Origin of the sequence: Lysinibacillus sp. NPDC047702, assembly GCF_050272555.1 — a bacterium.
Classification (GTDB): Bacteria; Bacillota; Bacilli; order Bacillales_A; family Planococcaceae; genus Lysinibacillus.
Window position 1 is genome coordinate 1 of sequence record NZ_JBNNMG010000035.1, and the last position, 22,694, is coordinate 22,694.

A 22,694-nucleotide genomic window follows, 5' to 3' on the forward strand; every position below is an offset into this window, starting at 1 on the left:
GTTCGTTAGCATAAGGAAGCACCTCCTTCAATTGATACATCTATCGTACCGGAGGTGCCTGGTTATTTATATGCGTTATTTGAATACGGGCTTACGTAATATCTATGTTAGTATCAACTTTCTTTTTTATAAAGCTTATTCTTAATAAGGGAATTGAACAAGTACATTATTTAACATCTACATTATATGTAGTAGCTATTGTAGTGTCGATTATAAGCTTTGTTGCACATTGGAAGACTAAACAGGTCATTAAGAGAAATGAAGGTCATGCCTAACTAGGTGTGGCTTTTTATAATGCTTCATTTTCTATTGATTACTTCAATCCCATTTGTCCCATGATATAGGTAGATGGGGGGTGTTGGTTAATGGATTATGAATATAAAGTAAAGTTTTACTTTGACGAAAGTCGCGAAGAAGAATATAAAATCAAGACTAATATTGGACAAGAAACATTTGCAGAAGAAATTTCTAATGGCTTGAATGAAAAGTCATGGTATTCATTTACTGAAACAGAACATTTTAAAACAATATTAATAAATACTAATGATGTTTATAAAGTATCGGTAGTGCAAAATGTTGTAGAATTTGATTAATCAATGTATTAAGTCACACACATTATGTAGTGAACCCCAAAAGTTAGACTTTAACCGGAATGGATTTCTCCATTCTGGTTTTTCTTTTATGCAGCCAATCTTTTACGATAGATGACTGGACTACATCCAAGTTTACTTTTTATTCGCTTGTGATTGTAGTAGTAGATATATCTATCAATCGCTTGTTTTATTTCTTCAAAATTAGTAAAGATAGTTCCATAATACATTTCTTGTTTCAGTGGGTCAAAGAAGTTTTCTATTGGCGAATTGTCTAAGCAGTTTCCTTTTCGAGACATGCTTTGGAATGTTTTATTGTTTTTAAGTAGATTTGCGTATTGTTTCATCTGATACGCCCATCCCCGGTCTAAATGAAAAGTTCGTCGATAAGGGCAATCTGATGTCCGTTCAATTGCCTCTAGTTGAGCGTCATGAATTGCTTGTGCGTTCGGTCATTCAGATAATCGATAGGAAATTATCTCACCATTAAACATGTCTAGAAATGCATCTAAATAAGCCTTTTTAATGGTTACTTTTCCATCTTCTCCAGTAACGAAATACTTGAATTCAGAAGTATCCGTTGTTAATTTTTGATGGGGGATGGATGTATGGAAACAGCGGTGAATACGATTCTTCTCAACCGTTCCAACAGTCCCATTGTATGTACTATATTTGCGAGATTTTCTCGTAAACTTCACGCTTTGTAGACCAAGTTTCTGCTTAATACGCTGAATTTTTTTATGATCCACAAGGATTCCGCGGTTAGGTAATTTTTTAGCCGAGCTGGTCATTTATTATTGAAATCATAATACTAAATATGACATTTTAGTGAAGAAAATTATTTAAGTATAAGAACAGAATTAAATAAAAAATTCAAGTGTTTCAGTGAAAAGTTCATCTAAAATAATACTTACGTTATAAGAAGTGATTATAATAGCGTCAAAAAATGGCGGTACCTTGGCGTGATTTTTAAAATAAATAATTAATTCCGTCAGAAATTGGCGTGATGAACGTCAAATAATGGCGTAAACATCCAATTGAATTTCCGCTTTAAGGAATGATAGGATGAAATTAACGCGATAGTAAGTAATATTACATAGTAAATATAAAACGACAGGGGTAATAGAAATATGTACAAACTGCACTTTTATTAAGTCCAATTGCACTTCCTTACAGGTTTCAAATTTAGAAAAAGCATCCGTATCGGAAGTTACTAAATTTTCCGCAGAAGTATTATCAGAAATAGAAGCCATTACCAACAATTCAGAGTCTGTTGAATTGATTAGTGTAGATGAATTACCTAAAGGAATACCTTTTGTTAATTTCGATACAATAGAAGATTTTGAAAAAGCAGTAAAAGAATTAGACGAAGAAAATAAAAACCCACAAATTGTTAATATAGATACAGAATACATGTCTCTATCAAATCAGATGATTACTACTAAGGCGGCAGATTCTTCATCCACAACTGATAGACTTGAAGTATTAATAAAGAAATCATGGAATGCTCTAAAAGCTGCTACTCAACCTACAACTGTTACTGTTGATGTAAAGTATAGTTATACTGGAAGTGGATCAACTAAAGCGTTTTCATCTATAAATAATGTTAGTTCTTATAGTTTAGGGTTCCCAACAACGTGGATACAAACTGATTATAATAAAAGTTTTTATAATTTTAAAAAAGGAGTTAACTTAGAGCTACTTGGTCATAATGTAGTAGGTTCTGTAATTGCTGGTCAACAAATAGGAGCAAAAGTATCGGATGAAATAACATTTAACTATAATATAGCGGGGGAAAAATATATAATAGAAGATTAAGACTTGTAATATCTATACCTGTAGCTAGAACACTAATAGAGTAGTGTTCTAGCTACAGGTATCTTTTAAATATTTGAAATTCAAAATAAAGTGATCTAACGGTGCAGATTAGTTTAACGAAAATTTTATGGTGAAATACTATTTAGGGAGGGATAGAAACTATGAATTTATTATTACTCTTTGGGTTAATTGTATTAGTATTAGTAAGCTTATTAAGCCCCAAAAATAAAATGACCTCCACTAATAAGAAATTATATATTTTAAGTCTTATTTCAACTGTTATTTTTGCCTTCATACCAGCAGTTGGTTATCAAGTCGATAGTAATGGGTATCATCACTTTGGTTTTCCTGCTGAGAGTTTTGTAAATCGTGGTGGATGGGTTTTTACCTTTAGTTCTTTTGGACTTTTGCTTAATTTTTTTCTGTTTTACTGGTTTTTTAAGCTATTACTATATCTATGGAGAGTGTTAATAGTACGAGTAAAGATGTAATGTCAGTCTGATATTTTTAAATTACCTTATTGAGCAAACGGGTAGCTTTAGTTTTTAATTTGGTAATAATAAATAAAAATAGGAACAGGCAAGTATAATTAAGATTTTTTTAGTAATTGGATAAACTTAGTTAAAAATGTATATTATCCAAGACAATATGATTATATTTCTTATTAAACCATTTGTTGGATTTCATCGAATTACTTGAATTGATATAATAATTCAGGTGCAACTTTTCCCTTCTGCATAAAGGGTTAAGATGCACCATTCCTCAAATACACACCAAAGCCTAGGTACTCAATTAATTAATTTGAGCCTGGGCTTTTTATGGTTTAGTATTCTCTTACTTCAAATGAAGTAATCTTATCATGAACGACATATTCTGTTACCTTTTTATAAGGTGAAATTGTTTTTGAAAATTTGAATGTTGATGAACCTTGGGCACTCTCAAACCAATTTAAGTAGTTGTTTAAAACTGTATTCGTTACATCATATTCTTTAGTAATACCATTCACCAAGGTAATACTAAGAATAGCACTTGAAAATGCATTATCTGGTTTTTTAACAATAACCGTACTTGTAGCTGAAATATCTGTGTTTTCTATTGTTGATGTAATGATTGTAGTACCTTCGCTAATAGCAGTTACATTCCCATTCTGATCTACAGTAGCAATCGATTCATCACTTGATGTCCAAATTACTTTAGTACTATCTGGGGTAACTGTAGCAGTTAATTTATCTTGGCTACCTTCTAACAACTCTAACACATTTCTGTCTAAGGTAATTGATTTTTCTACTTCGACATGAGCTCTCAATATGCCATCAACATCAATAGCATCAAAGGCTAAATAAGAATTATCATCGGATTTCTCTATTAAAACAGTGTGTTTTGTATTTGATAAACCACTTTTCTCGTATACTAAAGTTTGCCATGGGATAGAAGAACTAGTTGTATAAGCTGAATAATAATCTACTATCTCTCCATCAATTGTAACTTTTGTATTTTTATCGCGATTTTGGTGTGGTGCATCTATTATACGAAATTTTGTGCCTATAAAATCAAATTTAATATAGGTTCCTATGGAATTTCCTGGTGATTGACCATTTTTATATGCTCTATTTGGTTGAGATTGATAGAACATTTTATTTTTTATTATTAATGGATTAGAATCGTCATATCTTTTCCAACCTATTTCAGGTTTTAATAACCTACTTCCTACTACTGCACTATTTTCAGACGTATTATCTAAATTAGTTACGCCTTCTTCATAATCCACTACTTCTGCGGCTGAAGCACTTTCCATACTAAAGCTACCTAGTACTAACAGCATTAACGCTAAATAAATAAAACCTTTTTTCAACAAATTAACCACTTATGTGTCCTCCTTAAAATTGTCTAAGTTTATTTCTTTTAATAACCTATAATAACAACTTTAACCATACCTATACTTATTTACCATAATAAAAATCGTCTAATTCTAATAAAAAAGCCACTCATTTGAGTGACTTAATTTTTGACTAAACTTTGCTCATAACAATACTTATATAATTCAGCAGTTACATAGCAATCGTGTAGTGCATCATGAGATTTTAAATGATTCAATTTTAAAAAACTTTTCAATGTAGACAATTTGTGATTTTTCGTAAAGTCAATATATTTACGAGAAAGTGATAACGTGTCGATAACTCTATATTTTATGTAAGATAATTTTTTCATATTATTAATATTTGTAAGTAAAAATTTCATATCAAAAGGAGCATTGTGAGCTACAATTGTTTCGCCTTCTAAAAACTCCACTAATTCATATATCTTATCAAATATATAAGGCGCGTTCTCTACATCTTCATTTGTTATTCCCGTGATACGTGTTATCTTTGCTGGTATATCTTCAATCGGATTTATGTATGTGAAAAATTCATCTATTCTTTCAAAATTTCTATATTTCACTGCAGCTATTTGAATGTTTGAATCTTCTTCTGCATCAAGTCCTGTTGTTTCAAAATCCAATACAGTAAAATCAGTAACGAATTTTCGTGTCTTTGTATACTTTAAATATTCTTTATCGTTATCAGTTATCCGTTTAGGCTCATTAAATTCTGCTCTAAGTGTAATTGTGGGAGGCTTGTTCATTCTTAATTTTATAGGACCAAGCTCATGTTCTTCCTGTGCTTCAATCTCCTCCTTAGGTTCTTGTTTTTCAACAAGTGTATTAATTGGTTGTTTTTTAGAAAATAATTTTTTTAACCAATTCATGCTAATAACCTCCTTTTGTATTCCATTCTAGGAAATTCAAAGGTAAAAGTACATACAAAAAAACAGACAACCTTTTTAGTTATCTGTTTTGTAATTAAAACAATTAAAATTACTATGAACGTGTTTTCTAAAAGAAAGTTTATTTTGTAATCTTTACATTATTAAATCTGTAATCTGTCCAGTTAGCACGAATTAAAATATTTATTGAATCAGCATCAACAGGAGCATAGAAAATAACATCTTCAGCAGTTACGCCAGGCTCAATATAGGTATCAGCGTGAGGAACATTTTCTTTTTTATAATATCTTTCAAAGTTGAATTTAGAGTTATAACTGTACTGTTTTCCATTTGCGACAATCTTAGATAGATCGCTTCCATTGCTAATTTTATCATTTGTGTTATTTACATATGTAACATAAATTTTTAATGAATCAGAATCTTGCACAACTTTATCAATTTTAACTGTTAAATTATCAATTGTTTTTGACAAATCAGATTGAGTAGTAGTTGTAGTTGATCCAGTAGCATTTGATGTAACTGCATAAGTATTAGATTTACTATCATAAGTAACCTTTCCACCGTATAATCCCGCAATAGCATCTAATGGTACATATGCTTTTTTGTTGATGATCTGAACATCAACAGATTGTTTCTTTCCATCAAAAGTGAAATTATACTTTGTTGCAGCATACGCACCCATGCTGAAAGTTAATAGTAATACAAGTACGCTAAATAGAATCGTTGATTTTTTCACTTCAAAAGCCTCCTTTTTTTCCATTTTATTCGAATCTATATTAGGTGTATATAATAAAAAGCAGACAACTGTGTTAGTTATCTGTTTTATGTTCCGTATTGGACTGTTTAGCTTGTTCAATGACTTCCTCAAAGGCTGCTTTAATTTTCTCAATCGTATAACCAGCTTCCAGTAATTCTTGGGTTGTTTGTTCTAGTTTGTTCATTTTGAAATCCTCATTTAAATTTTATCTATCTCCAACTTTAATAATATTGAATTTGGCTAGAAATATCAAAAGAGTCATATTTGTAGGTGTGTATAGTAATGTTTTTTAGCGATTAAGAAGAGGTCAACACGATTCATCTTACACTCCAACAAGATAGATAGTATTAGAACAATTACTTTGATTTTTCACCTTCATTATTTTCTCTCTCAAAATAATTTTTATTTTGAGAAATTTGATACATTTATACCAATTTAACACTATTTATGTATAATAATTTTGAAGGAGGTAAAATCTTACTAACGCATTTTACCCTTATCCTAGTAATTGCATTTGCTTTTACAATTAAAACTTAGGGCGACAACGTGTTACAAATTTAAAGATGTACCAATTGATCCCCTACGACAAGTAAACTGAATTGTGACGGGGATGATTGGGCTTACGAAACAAAGACACAAAAAACATTCAAGGAGATTAAAACATGAAAATTAAAACACTCGTAATATTAATGATGACATTGTTATTAGCATTTTCATTCAATTTTGATATAGCAAATGCAAATAATTTTAAAGAAGTTAAAATCGTAAATTCTTCTTCTACTATATATGAAAAACCAGATACTAATTCTAAGGTATTAGGAACTGTAGAAAAAGGAACTTTCGTTACATTAATCAGCAAAGATCAAAATGGCTTTTCACGTATAATCTATCTAAATAGCGAATCTAAAATCATGGATGGGTATATTTCTGATTCTGTCCTTGAAGATGCACAATACACTATTAAAATAGCAAGTTCTAAAAGTGGGTTAGTTGTGAAAGAAATGCCTTTATTAAAAGCAAAAACAGTTGCAACATTGCAAAATAAAATGGTTGTAAAAGACTTTGGCTCTGTTGGAGACGGTTGGTCATTTGTACAGTATGGTAATGTAATTGGTTATGCAGCGACTAACTTTATGAGTACTTCAAAACCAACAACTAAATACGTAGTATCAAACCTTGTTGTGAGAAATATAGCAAGTCCATCAGGAGCTAATGTAGGAGAACTTAGTAAAAATGAAGCAGTATCTGTTCATTCTACAATCGCTGGTTGGTCATATATTTCGACTTCTTCTTATGAGGGCTATGTAGTAGATTCTTATTTAAGCACAAAAAATTCTAATGCAACAACAAATAGTAAACCAAGTAGTTCATCAAACTCTAATTCTTCAAGCAGTGGCAGTAACAGTGGTAAATCATACTATAAAAACTGTACAGAATTACGAAAAGATTATCCAAGTGGTGTAGGTGCTGGTCATCCAGCTTATGATAAGAAGCATGATCGTGATGGCGACGGTTGGGCTTGTGAAAGATAGTTAAATGTATGAAATAGTTTCAATGATTTTTCTTATATGAAAGTCAAAAAAGAAATAATAGAATATCCAAGATTAAAGGCCACTCTACTTGGGGTGGTCTATTACTATTCACTCTGAGTGGCATCTATAATCTATGGAAATAAGCAATTTGAATTATATAATTTAAGGTATTTTCTCTTAGATTATATCCCTTGAAAAGTATTTATATGGTAAATTTGGTATGTAAAAATATTTTAAGAATATTTATTAAGAGCTCCTATTAGTATTCCAGAAAATGCGAAAATAAAGCTACAATCCAAAAAGAGGGTATGAACAAATATCTTACAAATGGAACGATGAAACTTATAAATATGAGGTTAGATGGCACACCAGAACACCAGGAGCTCTTGAAAATCAGGGTAATACATGGGTAGTTCAAAGAACGATACCAGGGAACGGAGGGGAGAAACCAAAAACTTTCTTTAAAATAGGCGAAAATGAATGGATTGAGGGATATAAATGGACGTTGCTATTTCAGCGAGAAAATCAGGTAATGCAACACCTGAACAGATTAGAATTTTAGATCAGTGTCATTGGAAGGATTGAGTCTTTTGATAAATAAAAAATATTATGTTGGGTTTGAAGGTGAACCAGAACTTGCTCTAATTAATAAAGAAAATAAACTTATTATGTGGAATGGGTATTTTGAAACCATCTTAGATGTTTTAATAGAGATAAATCTTGAAAAAAAAGGGATAATCAAAGAATATTTTAATCATGAGGGATGGTATGATGAATCACCTTGGATAATCGAAAATATACCACTGACTATAGAGCAGTTAAAACATTTTGATTTAAACAAAGTACAACAATCAGACAGTATAAGAAAAGTTGTACCTGGTTTAGTCCAAGAAATTATTATTTTCCTTGAAAATGCTGAAAATGTAATGATTGAATATGATTAATAAACAAGACCACTCTTAATGGGTGGTCTTAATTATATGTCTTATATAGGTGTAGGTGTACCCCCACCAACCCAAATCGCAGTAATTTGCCCAAGGGCTGTTAAGGTTGCTGTACCCCCACCAATTGCATTGCCAAACAAACTGCCCACAGAGCCAGCTAAGGAAATGCCTGAGAAGCCAGAGCCATCTAACCCTGTAATGGCACCAACAACAGCTAAAGTGATGACCGCGATTTCCTTTGTTAATGGAACTACTGCAGCAAGACCAACACCGAGATCATTGACAATGCCATGGGAGGTAGCTGGTAAGTGTTCTCCAATAATTTGTGTGAAGCCGGCATCTCCAAGATAGAAGAAGGCGGCGATTGGAATTACGGGTCCAAAAACCTTAAAGCCGAATTGGAATCCTTGAATCAAATAGCTTGTAGTCTTTTCAAGCCCTTCTTTTTTATGTGCAACAACACTAAGCAGAAGTAAGATAAAAACAGAAGTCCCACCGATTAAGGCAGTAGCATCCCCACCTTGTAGCTTGAAAACTGACATTGCGATAACATCTAGTACAAAGGCGATTGGAATAAGCACGGCAAAGAAACATTTTTGTCCAACAGACAGTAAATTTTTCACTGTTACTTGCTCCATGTTGTCTGCTGTATCATTGGAGGTGTTTAGCAGCAAAGTTCCTCGTTTCATATCTCGTCTTAAAAAAATATAAGCAGCAATTGTCGTTACAACCCCCATAGTGATAACGAGAGGGATGCTGGCTGAAACAACTTCACCGACTGAAATCCCCGCTGCATCCGCAGTAAGCTTTGGAGCCCCCTGTATAACAAAATCACTCGATAGTGCAATCCCATGTCCAAACAAATTCATAGCCATTGCTACACCTAGAGCTGGGAGACCCGCACGAATCGCAACAGGTAAGAGTACCGCTCCTAACAATGCGACAGCAGGTGAAGGCCAGAAAAACCAGGAGATAAACATCATTAATAGACCAATCGTCCAATAAGCAAGTGCAGGTGTTTTAATGATTTTTGTAAACGGAGCAATCATGACCTCGTTAATACCAGAAGTCATCATCACCCGGCTCATGGCAACAATAATAGAAATAATAAGAATGGTCGATAACAGCTCTGTAATGGCATAAATAAAGCTGTTAAAAACACCACTAATGGATGAAGTTAAATCGCCAGTAGCAACAATCGCCAGCATGAAAATACCTAGTACACAAATGAGGGTGGTATCGCGACGTTTAACCATAAATCCAATGATAAGCACAATAAAAACAACATAAATCCAATGGAGAGCTGTGAATTCAATCCCCATATGTTTCCCCCTCAAAATTCAATATGATGCTATAGAATATGAAGAGAAAAAAAGTTGGTGATGATTTTTAAAAATTTTGACTTAAGTATCATTCTAAAATAATAATCGCTAAACTAGCATAAAGATTTGATACTGAAGGGGTTCGAAACCCATTTAATTAAGATATTGCTGTTTCTCGTTCACAAGAATTTGTTTTAGCTTTCTTAAATTCTCGATTACGATGTACGATTCTTTGGTGATTTCTGTTAAATACTTTTCGGCTTCTACTTTATTACCATGATTGTATGCTTGTACGGCTTTCTTCGCTATATCATGTACATAAATAAATGGTCGTTCTAAGTCCATATAAGCACGTTCATTCCCAAACAACTTTTTACCTACGCCATAATACCATTCACCAAGACGTGAATCACGAGGGGAGCCAATGTCCTGCTCTGTTATTGACCCAAAGTCAAGTAACAGATTATATATTCTCCATCGCCATAATAAGTGATCCGTAATTGCTAGTTCAATAATATCTTCTTGCCCTATAATGAAGTTTTTCGAAATGGTCGAAGAACGATAATCCTCAATCATTGTACTTAACTTATATATTGCAGAGCCTGTATCGAAGACAATTTTCTTACTTTGCTGCATGCTCTCCGTGAGATTATTGTTACTCTCTGTAATATTAGATGCAGATATGGCCTGTACTTTCGCAATTGAGGCGATTTCTTCAAAGCGTGTTCCTTGTTGCTGTAGGTTTTTATTTAATTCTGTAAGAGTTTCTGTAATATGTAACGTATCTACTACGCCTTTGTGTAGATCCTGTGAGAACTGATTTGTTAACGTACTGATATTGTTCGTGATGTGTAATAACTCTTGAATATCAGTGTTAATTGACTGAACAGATGTCTTCGTTCCATCCGCAAGTTTACGGACTTCCTCTGCTACAACAGCGAAACCTTTACCAGCATCACCCGCACGAGCTGCTTCAATCGATGCATTTAATGCAAGTAGGTTCGTTTGATCGGCGATACCCTTAATAAGTTCCATTAGTTTTGCTACACTACTAACACGTTCTACTAAACTTTTAATATCCTCCTGCATCATTTTCTGACCCTTGTCTGTTGTTTGTAAAATAAATGATACATGTTGTAATGATTCTAAATCTTGATTTAACTCTTCTAAAGCCTTTTTTGTATCATCAGAAATATCACCGATAGAAGTAGCAACTTCTTCAATGTTTGCATTTAAATCACGCATTGAATTATTCGCAGCAATAATATCCTCTTGTTGTACATCTTGAAATTGCACAAGTTCTTTGATGGTGTCAAGCTGTGTATTATACAATATTATTTCCCCTAAACCGTTGACAACAGAGCTTCCTTGAATTTCAATATATGTTTCTACGATTATTTGTTGATCAATCGTTACTAAGCTATCGTAAGCTAATAGGACATTAAGCATTTTTTCTTGATTATGTGATAGGTTGGACACAATTAAAGGGATGATTAGTTGGTTAAATAATGTGTACGCTGAAATCATCCAGTTTGGTAATACCCCAATACGTGCATGTGTAAAGGCAATTTTACGACGTTTAAATACATATTCTATATTTAACTCATCTTCAAATAAGCTAATGAAGTGCGCATCAAATAAGCCTTTTAAACGATCAATGGTCGAATGTGTGCTAATAACATTTTTAAACTCAGGAATTTCTAATAACCGATTATAGAATTTATCTAAAATGTCTTTACGGTTATCTTGGTAAATAGAACGTAGAAAGCTTACTGAGTCTCTTCTAATTTTAGTCAATGCGAGGAAATCTAATTTTTCTTGAAAGCGTTCGTTTGTTTGGATATCTGAATAGTTTGTCTCAGAAAAGTAATTAAAATTCTTTGGTTTTTTTTTTGCAAACATCATAGTTTTTCTAGCCCCTTGTATTTTTTTAATCCATCTCATTTCACAGGTCAAAACTGCTGGATTACATTCCGATTAATGGAAAAATTTATTAACATAGATACTGATCTATTATATAAAATAATTCTCATAAAATTCTCAAAAAACTAAGGAAATTGTAGTAATGAAAAAATATAAAAGAATTTTTATCCCAACGGTATTTTTATTAATGTTATTCAGTTTATTTATCTGTAATCAATCAATAAGAACAAAGCCTTTAGGAGAAGCTCCAAAAGCACAATCAGGAGTTTTAGATCTTCGAACATGGGATTTCGATAAATATGGATTAGTTAAATTAGAAGGAGGGTGGGATTATTATGAGGGAGATTTCCTTACAGATTCTCACATCAAAAGCTATTTGATTAAACAAATCTTATTCAGGACAAATAACATGCACCTTAGAGATGTATTTTATCTTGATTCAGTAAATTGATTTTTTGCGAAAATAAAGCGTCAGTGGTAATTACGAACACAAATAGATTTATTACTTCTGCTAATAGGTGAATTATACCGGTTTGATTGATGGAGAATTTATATTTATTCTCACCACATTAAGAGAATTTTTTAAACAACAACATCAATTACATAGTAAGCCAACAATATCTCACTTAAACTAACTGGTGACTGAGGAAGGAAATGGTATAATTAAAAAATGAAAAATTATAAGGTTGTAAATTTATTTTAATTAAAAATGTATCTATAATGGATAATCTTCTGTAAAAAATTGTAGCTGTATATAGCCAAATACATACAAGAAGAATAGAAAAATGTTGGCTCCTTTGAAGCTGTAGTGCAGTTCAATTTATCATCACCAATTATAATTCGAAAATAATTAGTTATAGGATGGTATAGACACCAAAGATGGGAGTATAAAAATATGAAAGCAATAATAGATCAAAGGAAATGGCACTGGTTGGACTATTTTTTATTTCTTATGCGTACGATATGGTTTACATATAATGGATATGCGATATTCATTAGTACGATTGGTTCAGAAAAGTGGATTTTACTTTTATGGGCTAGTTGTTCTTATATAATACCCCATCTATTTTATCGACCCGGGCTTATAAAGTTCCAATATTATTTAATGACCGAGGTATTGTTAACTGGTTCTTTGTTTATTTACTTATCAAGTCAGCATGAAATTTCAGTAACTTATAGTTTTCTACTCGTGCCTATCTTAACTATTGCTTATGCTTGTCAAGTTAAGCCATTAATTTGGTTAGGACCTTTCTTAGTAGTTGGTACATGGGCCAGCAGTCTCTTCATTAATAAGGATTTCTTTGCACTTTTTATTGACACAATTATTTTTTATGGTATTGGTTTTTGCTTAGGTAGGATGACTATTGTCAATAACGCTAATAAAGAGTTAATTGCCTCTATTGAAGAGAAAAATAGGGATTTGGAATATTATTCGAAAAAGATTGAGGAACTAACAATTAGGGAGGAACGAAATAGAGTTTCTCAAGATTTACATGATACAGTAGGCCATATTTTTACATCAGTCATAACAAGTTTAGATGCACTTCCTTTTCTATATCGAGCAGATAAAAAAGAAGCAGAAAAAAGTATAAAGGAGATTTCAGATTTAGCACGAAATGGATTGAACGATGTGAGAAAAACAATTCACCATATGTCGCCAATGAATCATCAAACTCTTGTTGAATCGGTGAAAGAATTGATTGCTGATTTTATGAAACATACAGCAACAGATATAAAACTGAATGTTGAAGGTGAAGCTACCAAAGTTAGTGAAAGAGTAAAATTTGTTATTATTCGTTGTATACAAGAAGGGCTTACAAATGCGAAAAGACATGGACAATCAACTTTTATTAAAGTAAATATTTCATTTAAACAAGAAGAATTAATTATTCTTATTGAAGATAATGGAAATGGTTGTGAGGAATTGAATTTAGGATTTGGATTACGCTCAATGAAAGATCGAGTATCAGCATTAGCTGGGACAGTTAACTTTTATACTAAATTGAATAATGGTATGAGAATAACATGTAATATACCAATGGCAAAGGAAGTTTAATGATGGTGATTAAAGCAGCAATAGTTGAAGATCAAGAGATTTTAAGAAAAAGCTTAAAAATTGTAATTGAAAGTATTTCTGACATTGAGATTGTTGGAACTGCGGAAAATGGAGAAAAGGCAATTGCTTTATGCGAAAGGGAAAATCTTGATATTCTATTAATGGATATTCAAATGCCAGTGATGGATGGTGTAAAGGCAACAGATGAAATAAAAAAACGTTGGCCACATATAAAAGTGATAATACTAACTACTTTTCAAGATGTTACTCACGTTTTAAATGCATTAAACGCTGGTGCAGAGGGGTATATATTAAAGGCTGTTGATCCAGAATTTTTAATTCAGGGAATTAAAATGGTCTATCACGGAGGTTCCCTCATTCCTCAACAATTAGCAAAAGAGGTATTCGGTCAGATCCAATTAAATCATAACTCACACTCGGATCAAGACCATAACGCTATAAATCATCCATATGATTTAAATAATCAAGAAATAAAAGTTCTCAAATGTTTAACCCAAGGATTGTCCAATCAAGACATTACAGAAAAAATGTTTCTTTCCATGGGTACTGTGAAAAATTATGTTTCTTCCATTTATTCGAAATTGAATGTAAAAAACAGATCTTCCGCTATTAATAAAGCCATGGGAGAGAGTCTTATAGAAGATAAGAAACATTAAGTAAAAGAGTGTAGATAAAGTCGATGTAAACTTTATCTACACTCTTTTTTTGATTGCAGCCCCTTATTTTAAATATTAGTCAAAGGTCATAATTTGTCGTTTTATTTATGACTTATTAGTGACTTACCGGCACTACAATATATTACTTTTCATTTGTAGAGTATTGAGTATGAGGAGGGATTAGATGAAAAATTTAAAGAGATTAATAAAATATGTCGGTGTATTCATTATTATAATACTGGTAATCGCACTTTTCAGGCCTACATGGACTTCGAATATAAAAGGGGATAACAGTATTAACGTTCTAGAACAAGTTGAGATCAATGGTACCAAACAGCAAATCATGATTAGAGGCCGTGATCAAAATAACCCAGTCATTATATATGTACACGGGGGGCCGAGTGTGTCCGAAATTCCTTATGCCAAGTACGAAGACTTATTAGAAAAGGATTTCACGGTCGTTAATTATGATCAAAGAGGAAGCGGCAAATCGTATCAGTTTAATGAGGATTATTCTAACTTAACAGCAGATGTACTTGTAGATGATTTAATAGCACTTACAGATTATATTTCCCAACGTTTTGGCAAAGAGAAAGTAATATTAATAGGCCATTCTTATGGAACATACCTAGCAACTAGGGCTTCTTATAAAGCTCCAGAAAAATATGAAGCCTATATTGGAATTGGTCAGGTGAGTAATATGCAAGAAAGTGAAATAGATAATTTGAATTATACAATAAGTGAAGCGAAAAAAGCCGGAAATACAGAAGATGTGAAGTACTTAGAGGGAATCGCTGAAAAAATACATGCTGGAGAGTCAGCGGCTCCAAGAGGTTATGTAGGGAAGTACGGCGGCGCTACAAGACTTATTAATATGTCGGATGGCGATATACTATTAAGTCGTGAGTATAATTTATTGGATTTTATTCGCTATAACAATGGAATAGCTAAGACACAAGCACAACTTGTTAAAGAGGTTTTTGATAAGCCACTACCTAAGATAGTTACCAAACTTGATTTACCATTTTATTTTGTAATGGGTAAATACGATGCTATGACTTCATATAATGCAGCAAAAAATTATTTTGATGTAATGGAAGCGGATAAAAAAGAATTTATTTCTTTCGAGCAATCAGCTCATTATCCACAATTTGAAGAGAAGGAAAAATTTTATAGATGGATGTGCGAAACATTTAAATAGGTAAGCTTTGATATCTGTCGGAAATCTTGATTGGGAATATTCCTCTTAAGGGATATAATATGTTACAAATGGGAAAATGATTATTTAAAAATAGTTTCTTTTATAGTTCGAAAAATGGTAAAGTGAAAGAAGTCTATGATAGTTTAATAGACTGTGAAAGAGAGTATAATCTTATAACAGCAATTAGATTATATAAATTATTATCCTCAGTTATAAGGATTTGTCTCTATTTATTCGGTATAGAATAATTTGTTAGGATTTATTAAAAATCAAAATTAAAACAGTCTATTATTCTTCTTCGGAATAAGGGCTGTTTTTATGTAAAGATTATTAGTAGTAGCTTATGCCTCTATATTTTTGATGTTATATTCCAAAAAGGTATTTACATAATTATTTCTTGCATAAGAAAGGCAAGAAACGGACTTTAATCTTTAACATTAGTTGATTAAGGAAATACATAGTGTTACATATTTCTTTATCAGTTGTCTATTATTGTTGAAATAATAGATGGACTATTGTTCTATAGCGTTAAGCTGCCTAGCTATCAACTTGCTTAACATCATTTGGCGGAAAATATCGAATAATCTTACTATTAAGAAGTCTCTAATCTAGATTTACTTTTATTTTGAAGGATGGTACACTTAGTTCTATTGGAAAAACAATATATTGTGTTTGTTTTATTCGGGTACTACTATATGTAGTTTAATAGGGAAGTTCGGTACAATACCGACGCTGTCCCCGCAACTGTAAAGCTGACGATGATTTAAGCCACTGTGCTTTCGCATGGGAAGGAAATCAGAGAGTGAAGCAAAGCCAGGAGACCTGCCTATATAAAACACAACAATCATTTCTTCGGGGATTAAGAAATGGGGACGTAGCTATTTTTATGTATTTTTAACGTTTCCATTTTAGGCTATCTCTCTTGAAGGGAAAGCCTTTTTATATTATGAAAAGAGGGATTTATTTGAAACTTTATACGAAAACAATTTGCCCGAAATGTCTTTGGGTAAAATCTGAATTACAACGAGTAGGAATTGAAGCAGAAATTGTGAATATAGATCATGATGAAAAAGCAAAGCAAACTATTATGGATGCAGGGTTTTTAAGTGTGCCAGTTCTTGAATATAATGAGACATTTATAGGGGATGTTAAGGAAATTGTTTCTCAAATCGAGCTGATTACACTATGATCGTCTATGCTAGTCGTACAGGAAATGTCCGAAATGTTGTCTCTAAATTAAGGGGGAAATCAATGGAACTTTCTGAGGAATTACTGTTGGGTGAGCCATACCTTTTAATAACATACACTGACGGATTAGGTGATATCCCTACTAAAGTGGCTCGTTTTTTAGAACAAAACGGGAATTACTGCAAGGGTGTAGTTGTAAGTGGCAACAGTAACTTCGGCCATACGATTTTTGGCGCTGCTGGTGAGAAAATTGCAGCAAAGTATCATGTGCCTCTAGTACGTAAATTAGATTTACGAGGAAATCAAAATGATTATGAAGCAATACAAACGTTTTATGAAATGAGGGTAATCGCATGAAAACATATTTAAAGCTTAATAATGATGTACTGAATCGTTATAGTACAACAGGTCAATTAGAGTTAGAAAAGGATCGAGAAGCAACACGCCGCTACTTTTTAGAATATGTAAACGTGCGTCTACGTTACTTTATTGATATTGAGGAAAAAATCCGTTATTTAGTCGATGAGGGTTATTATGAAAAAGCATTTATCGATATGTATGAAATGGAATTTATTAAAAAGCTGTACAAAAAGGCATATGATTATCATTTCCGTTTCCCATCCTTTATGAGTGCGAGTAAATTTTATGATAGTTATGCTATGAAGAGCCGTGACGGGGAAGAAATTTTAGAAAAATATGAGGACCGTATTGTTATTATTGCTTTGTATTTAGCACAAGGTGACATGATCTTAGCAGAACGTTCTGTTGAAGCGATGATGGAAGCGTATCAGCCTGCAACACCAACAGCTTTAAATAGTGGAAAAAAAGCACGTGGAGAACTAGTAAGCTGCTTTAAATTATCAATGGATGACTCAATGAATAGTATTGCTGAAAATATTGGTTATTGCTTGGAGCTATCACGCCTTGGCGGTGGGGTTGGAGTAAATTTAACAGATTTACGTCCTTTGGGTGATCCAATTAAAGAGATTCTAAATCGTGCAAGTGGTGTAATCCCAGTAGCGAAATTGCTAGAAAACTCTTTCAGCTATTCCAATCAACTAGGACAACGAAATGGCTCGGGCGTTGTCTATTTAAATATTTTTCATGCTGACATAGAAAATTTTATTTCATCCAAAAAACCAAATGCTGATGATAAAATTCGCCTAGCAACTTTATCAACAGGAATTATTTTACCAAGTATTTTCTTTGAACTGATGAAACGTGATAAAGATATTGTATTGTTTAGTCCATATGATATTTTTAAAGAATATGGTAAACGTATGTCTGAGATTTCAATTACAGAAATGTATTATGAGTTACTGGATAATCCGAATATTCGTAAAATTAAGCGCTTGAATGCACGTAAACTTTATACAGAGGTAAAAAAAGCACAATTTGAATCAGGCTATCCATTTGAAATTTTTGATGATAATGTCAATAACGTGCATCCGCTTAAAAATATTGGTCGTGTGAAAATGTCAAATTTATGTACAGAAATCTTGCAAGTTCAAGAAACAAGTATTATTACTGACCAAGATGTGCCGAATGAATATGGGCTAGATGTATCTTGTAACTTAGGGTCAATTGATATCCATGCAGCAAGCAAAGTAAATGATTTCGAAACATTAGTTGATACAGCTATGCATTTACTAACAAATGTGTCGCAAATGACGCACATCAAGAATGTACCATCTGTTGCAAAAGCAAATAAATTAATGCATTCAGTAGGGCTTGGTTGTATGAATCTCCATGGTCATCTTGTTACTGAGGGAATCATGTATGGCTCAAAGGAATCTATTGATTTTATGGATCGCTTTATGGAGGCGATGAATTATTATTCACTCAAATCTTCAATGGAGATGGCGAAAGAAAGAGGCGAAACCTTCCACCGATTTGAGGAAAGTGATTACGCTTCAGGCAACTATTTTAATCAATATGTAAATAAAACAGAGGAAGAGCTGTCACCTGTTGTGCTAAAAGCGCTTGGAAATATTCCGATCATTACGGCAAAAATGTGGGAAAATTTAAAGCAGGATGTAATGCAAAATGGATTATTTCATTCATATCGTTTGGCGATTGCACCTACTGGAAGTATTTCTTACATCCGTAGCTGTACCGCTTCTATTGCTCCTTGTACAGAGCGTGTAGAGGTACGTGATTATGCGGATAGCCGAACAATTTATCCAATGCCACATTTAACAAATGAAAACAGTCATTTATATGTAGAAGCATACGATATTGATCCATATGACTTAATCGATTTATATGCAGCCTCTCAAAAACATGTTGACCAAGGCATTTCTATGACGCTTTATGTAACTGACAATTGGACTACAGAACAATTGGCCAAAGTATATATTTATGCATGGATAAAGGGAATTAAGTCCGTTTACTATGTTCGTCAACGTTTACAAAGCTTAGAGGAGTGTGTAGCATGTCAAATATAATATATGAGGCAGTCAATTGGAATAAGGCAACAAGTGAGCTTGCACAAATATTTTGGGATCAGCAATGGAAGCAAATCTGGTTCCCTGAAGAAATAGCAGTAAGTAAAGATATCAAACAGTGGAAAGGCTTTGAGCATCAGGATACGTATAAAAAAGTATTTGCAGGATTAACGTTACTTGATACAGTTCAGACAAATATCGGTATGAATCGTGTTGCAGCTTTTACTGCTGATCTACAAGAGAAGGCTGTTCTAACCGTTTTTGATGCATTCGAGGCGATACATGCTAAATCCTATTCTTATATATTTACAACACTTTGTACGAACGAGGAAATAGACGAGCTATTTGAATGGGTAAAGAAAAATGAATATCTACAATATAAGGCTAATAAGATTGCGGATATCTATAACAGTATTGAAGATGGAGATTCTGAAAGTTTATGGAAAGCAATGTTTTCGTCTGTAATGCTTGAATCTTTCCTTTTCTACTCTGGCTTTTTCTATCCACTGTACTTAGGTGGACAAGGCTTCCTACGAAATAGTGCAGAGATTATTTCACTTATTTTACGTGACGAATCAATTCATGGAGTAGCTGTCGGGTTTTTTGCTCAAAATCTATTTAAGCAGTTTTCAAAAGAAAAACAAGAAGAGCTACATTTATGGGGCTATGAATTATTACTAGATTTATATCAAAACGAAATGAAGTATACAGATGATATCTATGCAGAAACAGGATTATCTCCTGAGGTCAGAGCCTATGTACGCTATAATGCTAATAAAGCGTTAATGAATGTCGGTTTCGAATCAATGTTCCCGGAAGAAGAAGTTAATCCTATTGTTATGAATGGTATTCGTAATGAAGGCTCTACATACGACTTCTTTTCACAAAAGGGTTCGACTTATGCCAAGGCAAAAGTAGCACCGATTACAGACGACACATTTAATTTTAATCGTTAAGGATGAAAAATAATGAACTTAGACGTAAAAATCAAAAGAATCCATGTTGATGCATTGCTTCCTATGCAGGCCAATCCAGGTGATGCTGGAATGGATCTTTACTCAATTGAAGCAATAGAGATACCAGCAGGACAAGCTAAACTAATTAAAACAGGCTTACAAATTGAATTACCAAAAGGAACGGAAGCTCAAATTCGTCCAAGAAGCGGACTAGCATTAAAACATAGTGTAACAGTTCTTAATAGTCCAGGCACTATTGATGAGGGCTACAGAGGCGAAATAGGTGTTATCTTAATCAATCATGGTAAAGAAGCATTTATAGTAGAAAAATCAATGCGTATCGCACAAATGGTCATTCAGCTTGTCCCTACAATTCAGCTACTAGAAGTAAATGAATTATCTCAAACGGTTCGTGGAACGACTGGGTTTGGGGCGAGTGGTACAAAATAAGATTATTTGAATTTGAAAGAAATTCTATAACTGAAAAGGAATTAGGTTCGGTATATACTGAACTTAATTCTTTTTTAATTGTGATAAACTCGATGAAAAGCATAATGAAAATAACGTAAATACAATGGTGAGCCTAAGATATAAGATTTGTATAACAACGGATCTGTACACATTAACGCTTCGAAAAACTAGGCAACCATCATATTTAATGTAGATGGTTGCATAGTATTTTTAGGCTACTGCTAGTTACATTTTTTTATGATAATTTCACAAGTATTCTTCCTCTGGCTTGGCCTTTTAGTAAAATAGGGAGAAAATCAGGAAGTTGCTGAAGTGTTACTTCTTGATGAATGAAATTATCAAGATTTGCTGGTTTAAAATCGGTCGCTAAACGATTCCATGTTTTCAATCGAATGTCCATTGGGCAATAAACAGAATCAATTCCAAGTAGATTAATCCCTCGTAAAATAAATGGGAAGACGCTTGTAGGAAGTTGTGTTCCAGCAGTTAATCCGCTAATAGCAACAGACCCTCCATAGTGAATTTGACTTAGTAAGGAAGCGAGTGGTTCTCCTCCTACAGAATCGACAGCAGCTGCCCACTTTTGTTTGCCTAATGCTCTGATTTTCCCATCAAATACTTCTTCACGAGAAACAATCGAAGTGGCTCCAAGGTTATTTAAATACTCATGTTCAGATTCTTTACCAGTACTTGCTTCTACCTGATAACCTAGTGTTGACAAAATAGAGACAGCAAAGCTACCTACACCACCTGTTGCTCCAGTAACAAGTATTTTCCCCTTTTCTGGATTTACCCCATTTTCCTCCAATTTCTGAATAGACAATGCTGCTGTAAATCCTGCAGTGCCAATAATCATTGCTTCTTTAAGGGAGAGACCTTTTAGAAGTGACACGACCCATTTAGATGGGATACGTGCATATTCACTAAAGCCTCCAAAATGGGTTACACCTATTTCATAGCTAGTTGCAATCACCTCGTCACCTTCTTTAAATTGAGGATCCTCAGAGGAAACAACGGTCCCAGCTAAATCTATTCCAGGTACGAAAGGATATGAAGTAACGATTTTACCATCGGGAATCGCAGCAAGACTATCTTTATAATTAATGCCAGAGTACCTTACTTTAATTAACACCTCACCATTCGGTAGATCATTTAATGTAAGATCGTTAACTTTCACTGTAAATTCTGCATCTTTATTTACTACTAATGCTTTAAAGCCTTCTAATGTCATCGTAAACACCCTCCTACAATTTAATTCCATTAAACAGTAACAAAATTATTCTGACCGGTCAATATAAAATTGGATTTTATCCTCTTTTCATGTATAATGACTTTTATCAAGTCATCGGAGGCTCCTATGAAAAAGAAAGAGGAAGAACGAAAAAAACAAATTATGAAAGCAGCCTTTAATGCTGTTTCAAGCTTGGGCTATGATAATGTCACATTACAGGATATTGCCAACCATGCAAATGTTTCAAAAGGGGTAGTTCACTACTACTTTACGAGTAAGCAAAACATATTATTAGAATTACTGGAATCCACTACGAACAAAATCTATAGTTATGAAATAAAAGAAATCGCCAAGTATCAGACGGCTATAGAAAAACTCCAAGCCTACGTAAATGCTGTTTTTGTATCACCTCAGGAAAATAAAAAATTTTACAGAGTGTATTTAGATTTTTTAGCTCAAGCAAACGGCAATGAAGAGTATAAAAGAATCAACTTAAAATTTTACGAGAATTGTTGGGGAATTGGTCAAGAAATCATTGAATTAGGTAAAGAGGAAGGCGTCTTTAATCAGGATATTGATTCTTTAACAAATGCAAAAATGATAAGGGCAATTATTGATGGTTCATTAATACAATGGTTAACAAGTGATTTAGAAGAACAACATGAATTTTATAAAGATACCTGCCTTCATAGTATTTTGAAATTATTAAGATAGTAAGGATGAAATTGTTAATATTGGGATTTTAACACCTGATTGTTAGAGGAAAATCTAACGATCGGGTTTTTTGATTCAAGAAAAGACGTTTTTCACATTTTTTA

The 22,694-nt window shown here is 33.0% G+C and carries 23 protein-coding genes, 1 pseudogene and 1 riboswitch; of the genes and pseudogenes, 15 read left to right on the plus strand and 9 right to left on the minus strand.

What is annotated here, in order from left to right; translation table 11 throughout:
- Positions 1–365 precede the first annotated feature (365 nt).
- Complete coding sequence (locus ACQKIM_RS16360) at positions 366–593, plus strand: hypothetical protein (protein ID WP_427545756.1); 228 nt, start codon at positions 366–368, stop codon at positions 591–593.
- Between the two features lie 86 nt (positions 594–679).
- Here ACQKIM_RS16360 and ACQKIM_RS16365 read toward each other — a convergent pair.
- A pseudogene (locus tag ACQKIM_RS16365) lies at positions 680–964 on the minus strand (transposase); the annotation flags it as partial.
- A 78-nt stretch (positions 965–1,042) separates the two neighbouring features.
- Positions 1,043–1,339 carry a hypothetical protein gene (locus ACQKIM_RS16370; protein ID WP_427545758.1) on the minus strand — a complete coding sequence of 99 codons (297 nt, stop codon included), beginning with the start codon at positions 1,337–1,339 and terminating at the stop codon, positions 1,043–1,045.
- A gap of 529 nt (positions 1,340–1,868) precedes the next feature.
- Here ACQKIM_RS16370 and ACQKIM_RS16375 point away from each other — a divergent pair.
- Together ACQKIM_RS16375 and ACQKIM_RS16380 are read left to right on the plus strand one after the other, a co-directional pair.
- Positions 1,869–2,408 carry a hypothetical protein gene (locus tag ACQKIM_RS16375; protein WP_427545759.1) on the plus strand — a complete coding sequence of 180 codons (540 nt, stop codon included), beginning with the start codon at positions 1,869–1,871 and terminating at the stop codon, positions 2,406–2,408.
- Between the two features lie 161 nt (positions 2,409–2,569).
- The gene (locus tag ACQKIM_RS16380) at positions 2,570–2,899 is read left to right on the plus strand and encodes a hypothetical protein (protein ID WP_427545761.1); all 330 of its coding nucleotides are present in this window, start codon (positions 2,570–2,572) and stop codon (positions 2,897–2,899) included.
- 332 nt (positions 2,900–3,231) lie between these two features.
- On the opposite strand, the gene ACQKIM_RS16385 is transcribed toward ACQKIM_RS16380, so the two are convergent.
- From ACQKIM_RS16385 to ACQKIM_RS16400, 4 genes are all read right to left on the minus strand, one after another.
- Positions 3,232–4,272 (minus strand): Ig-like domain-containing protein, encoded by a 1,041-nt coding sequence (locus tag ACQKIM_RS16385; protein ID WP_427545763.1) that lies wholly within the window; start codon positions 4,270–4,272, stop codon positions 3,232–3,234.
- Positions 4,273–4,406: 134 nt separating this feature from the next.
- On the minus strand, positions 4,407–5,153 hold the full coding sequence (locus ACQKIM_RS16390) for a 3'-5' exonuclease (protein ID WP_427545765.1): 747 nt from the start codon (positions 5,151–5,153) through the stop codon (positions 4,407–4,409).
- A 139-nt stretch (positions 5,154–5,292) separates the two neighbouring features.
- Complete coding sequence (locus ACQKIM_RS16395; protein ID WP_427545767.1) at positions 5,293–5,907, minus strand: hypothetical protein; 615 nt, start codon at positions 5,905–5,907, stop codon at positions 5,293–5,295.
- 73 nt (positions 5,908–5,980) lie between these two features.
- Complete coding sequence (locus tag ACQKIM_RS16400) at positions 5,981–6,112, minus strand: hypothetical protein (protein ID WP_427545769.1); 132 nt, start codon at positions 6,110–6,112, stop codon at positions 5,981–5,983.
- Between the two features lie 478 nt (positions 6,113–6,590).
- Here ACQKIM_RS16400 and ACQKIM_RS16405 point away from each other — a divergent pair, with 478 nt between their 5' ends.
- Entirely contained in the window at positions 6,591–7,460 is an 870-nt protein-coding gene (locus ACQKIM_RS16405) for an SH3 domain-containing protein (RefSeq protein WP_427545771.1), read from the plus strand.
- A 590-nt stretch (positions 7,461–8,050) separates the two neighbouring features.
- Positions 8,051–8,404, plus strand: a complete 354-nt coding sequence (locus tag ACQKIM_RS16410; protein WP_427545773.1) for a hypothetical protein — start codon at positions 8,051–8,053, stop codon at positions 8,402–8,404.
- Positions 8,405–8,445: 41 nt separating this feature from the next.
- On the opposite strand, the gene ACQKIM_RS16415 is transcribed toward ACQKIM_RS16410, so the two are convergent.
- Together ACQKIM_RS16415 and ACQKIM_RS16420 are read right to left on the minus strand one after the other, a co-directional pair.
- Positions 8,446–9,726 carry a hypothetical protein gene (locus ACQKIM_RS16415; protein ID WP_427545775.1) on the minus strand — a complete coding sequence of 427 codons (1,281 nt, stop codon included), beginning with the start codon at positions 9,724–9,726 and terminating at the stop codon, positions 8,446–8,448.
- Between the two features lie 153 nt (positions 9,727–9,879).
- A complete protein-coding gene (locus ACQKIM_RS16420) occupies positions 9,880–11,631 on the minus strand; it encodes a protoglobin domain-containing protein (RefSeq protein ID WP_427545777.1) in 1,752 nt (583 codons plus the stop codon).
- Positions 11,632–11,791: 160 nt separating this feature from the next.
- On the opposite strand from ACQKIM_RS16420, the gene ACQKIM_RS16425 reads away from it, so the two are divergent.
- From ACQKIM_RS16425 to dut, 9 genes are all read left to right on the plus strand, one after another.
- Positions 11,792–12,100 carry a hypothetical protein gene (locus tag ACQKIM_RS16425; protein ID WP_427545779.1) on the plus strand — a complete coding sequence of 103 codons (309 nt, stop codon included), beginning with the start codon at positions 11,792–11,794 and terminating at the stop codon, positions 12,098–12,100.
- Between the two features lie 444 nt (positions 12,101–12,544).
- Entirely contained in the window at positions 12,545–13,705 is a 1,161-nt protein-coding gene (locus tag ACQKIM_RS16430; RefSeq protein WP_427545781.1) for a sensor histidine kinase, read from the plus strand.
- A 2-nt stretch (positions 13,706–13,707) separates the two neighbouring features.
- Positions 13,708–14,382, plus strand: a complete 675-nt coding sequence (locus tag ACQKIM_RS16435) for a response regulator (protein ID WP_427545783.1) — start codon at positions 13,708–13,710, stop codon at positions 14,380–14,382.
- Between the two features lie 184 nt (positions 14,383–14,566).
- Entirely contained in the window at positions 14,567–15,583 is a 1,017-nt protein-coding gene (locus ACQKIM_RS16440; protein ID WP_427545785.1) for an alpha/beta hydrolase, read from the plus strand.
- 666 nt (positions 15,584–16,249) lie between these two features.
- A riboswitch (cobalamin riboswitch) is annotated at positions 16,250–16,427 on the plus strand.
- A gap of 120 nt (positions 16,428–16,547) precedes the next feature.
- Positions 16,548–16,772: a glutaredoxin family protein gene (locus tag ACQKIM_RS16445; RefSeq protein ID WP_427545787.1), complete on the plus strand. Its 225-nt coding sequence runs from the start codon at positions 16,548–16,550 to the stop codon at positions 16,770–16,772.
- Positions 16,769–17,128, plus strand: coding sequence for a class Ib ribonucleoside-diphosphate reductase assembly flavoprotein NrdI (nrdI, locus tag ACQKIM_RS16450; protein ID WP_427545789.1), 360 nt, complete (start codon positions 16,769–16,771; stop codon positions 17,126–17,128). The genes ACQKIM_RS16445 and nrdI overlap by 4 nt, the downstream gene beginning before the upstream one ends.
- A complete protein-coding gene (gene nrdE / locus ACQKIM_RS16455) occupies positions 17,125–19,218 on the plus strand; it encodes a class 1b ribonucleoside-diphosphate reductase subunit alpha (protein ID WP_427545791.1) in 2,094 nt (697 codons plus the stop codon). Before nrdI ends, nrdE begins: the two co-directional genes overlap by 4 nt.
- Complete coding sequence (gene nrdF, locus ACQKIM_RS16460; RefSeq protein WP_427545793.1) at positions 19,206–20,174, plus strand: class 1b ribonucleoside-diphosphate reductase subunit beta; 969 nt, start codon at positions 19,206–19,208, stop codon at positions 20,172–20,174. Before nrdE ends, nrdF begins: the two co-directional genes overlap by 13 nt.
- Before the next feature lie 12 nt (positions 20,175–20,186).
- A complete protein-coding gene (gene dut, locus ACQKIM_RS16465) occupies positions 20,187–20,624 on the plus strand; it encodes a dUTP diphosphatase (protein ID WP_427545795.1) in 438 nt (145 codons plus the stop codon).
- Positions 20,625–20,880: 256 nt separating this feature from the next.
- Here the strand turns inward: dut and ACQKIM_RS16470 are convergent, their stop codons facing one another.
- Positions 20,881–21,876, minus strand: coding sequence for an NADPH:quinone oxidoreductase family protein (locus ACQKIM_RS16470; RefSeq protein ID WP_427545797.1), 996 nt, complete (start codon positions 21,874–21,876; stop codon positions 20,881–20,883).
- 126 nt (positions 21,877–22,002) lie between these two features.
- On the opposite strand from ACQKIM_RS16470, the gene ACQKIM_RS16475 reads away from it, so the two are divergent.
- Entirely contained in the window at positions 22,003–22,590 is a 588-nt protein-coding gene (locus ACQKIM_RS16475) for a TetR/AcrR family transcriptional regulator (RefSeq protein ID WP_427545799.1), read from the plus strand.
- Positions 22,591–22,694: the final 104 nt, after the last annotated feature.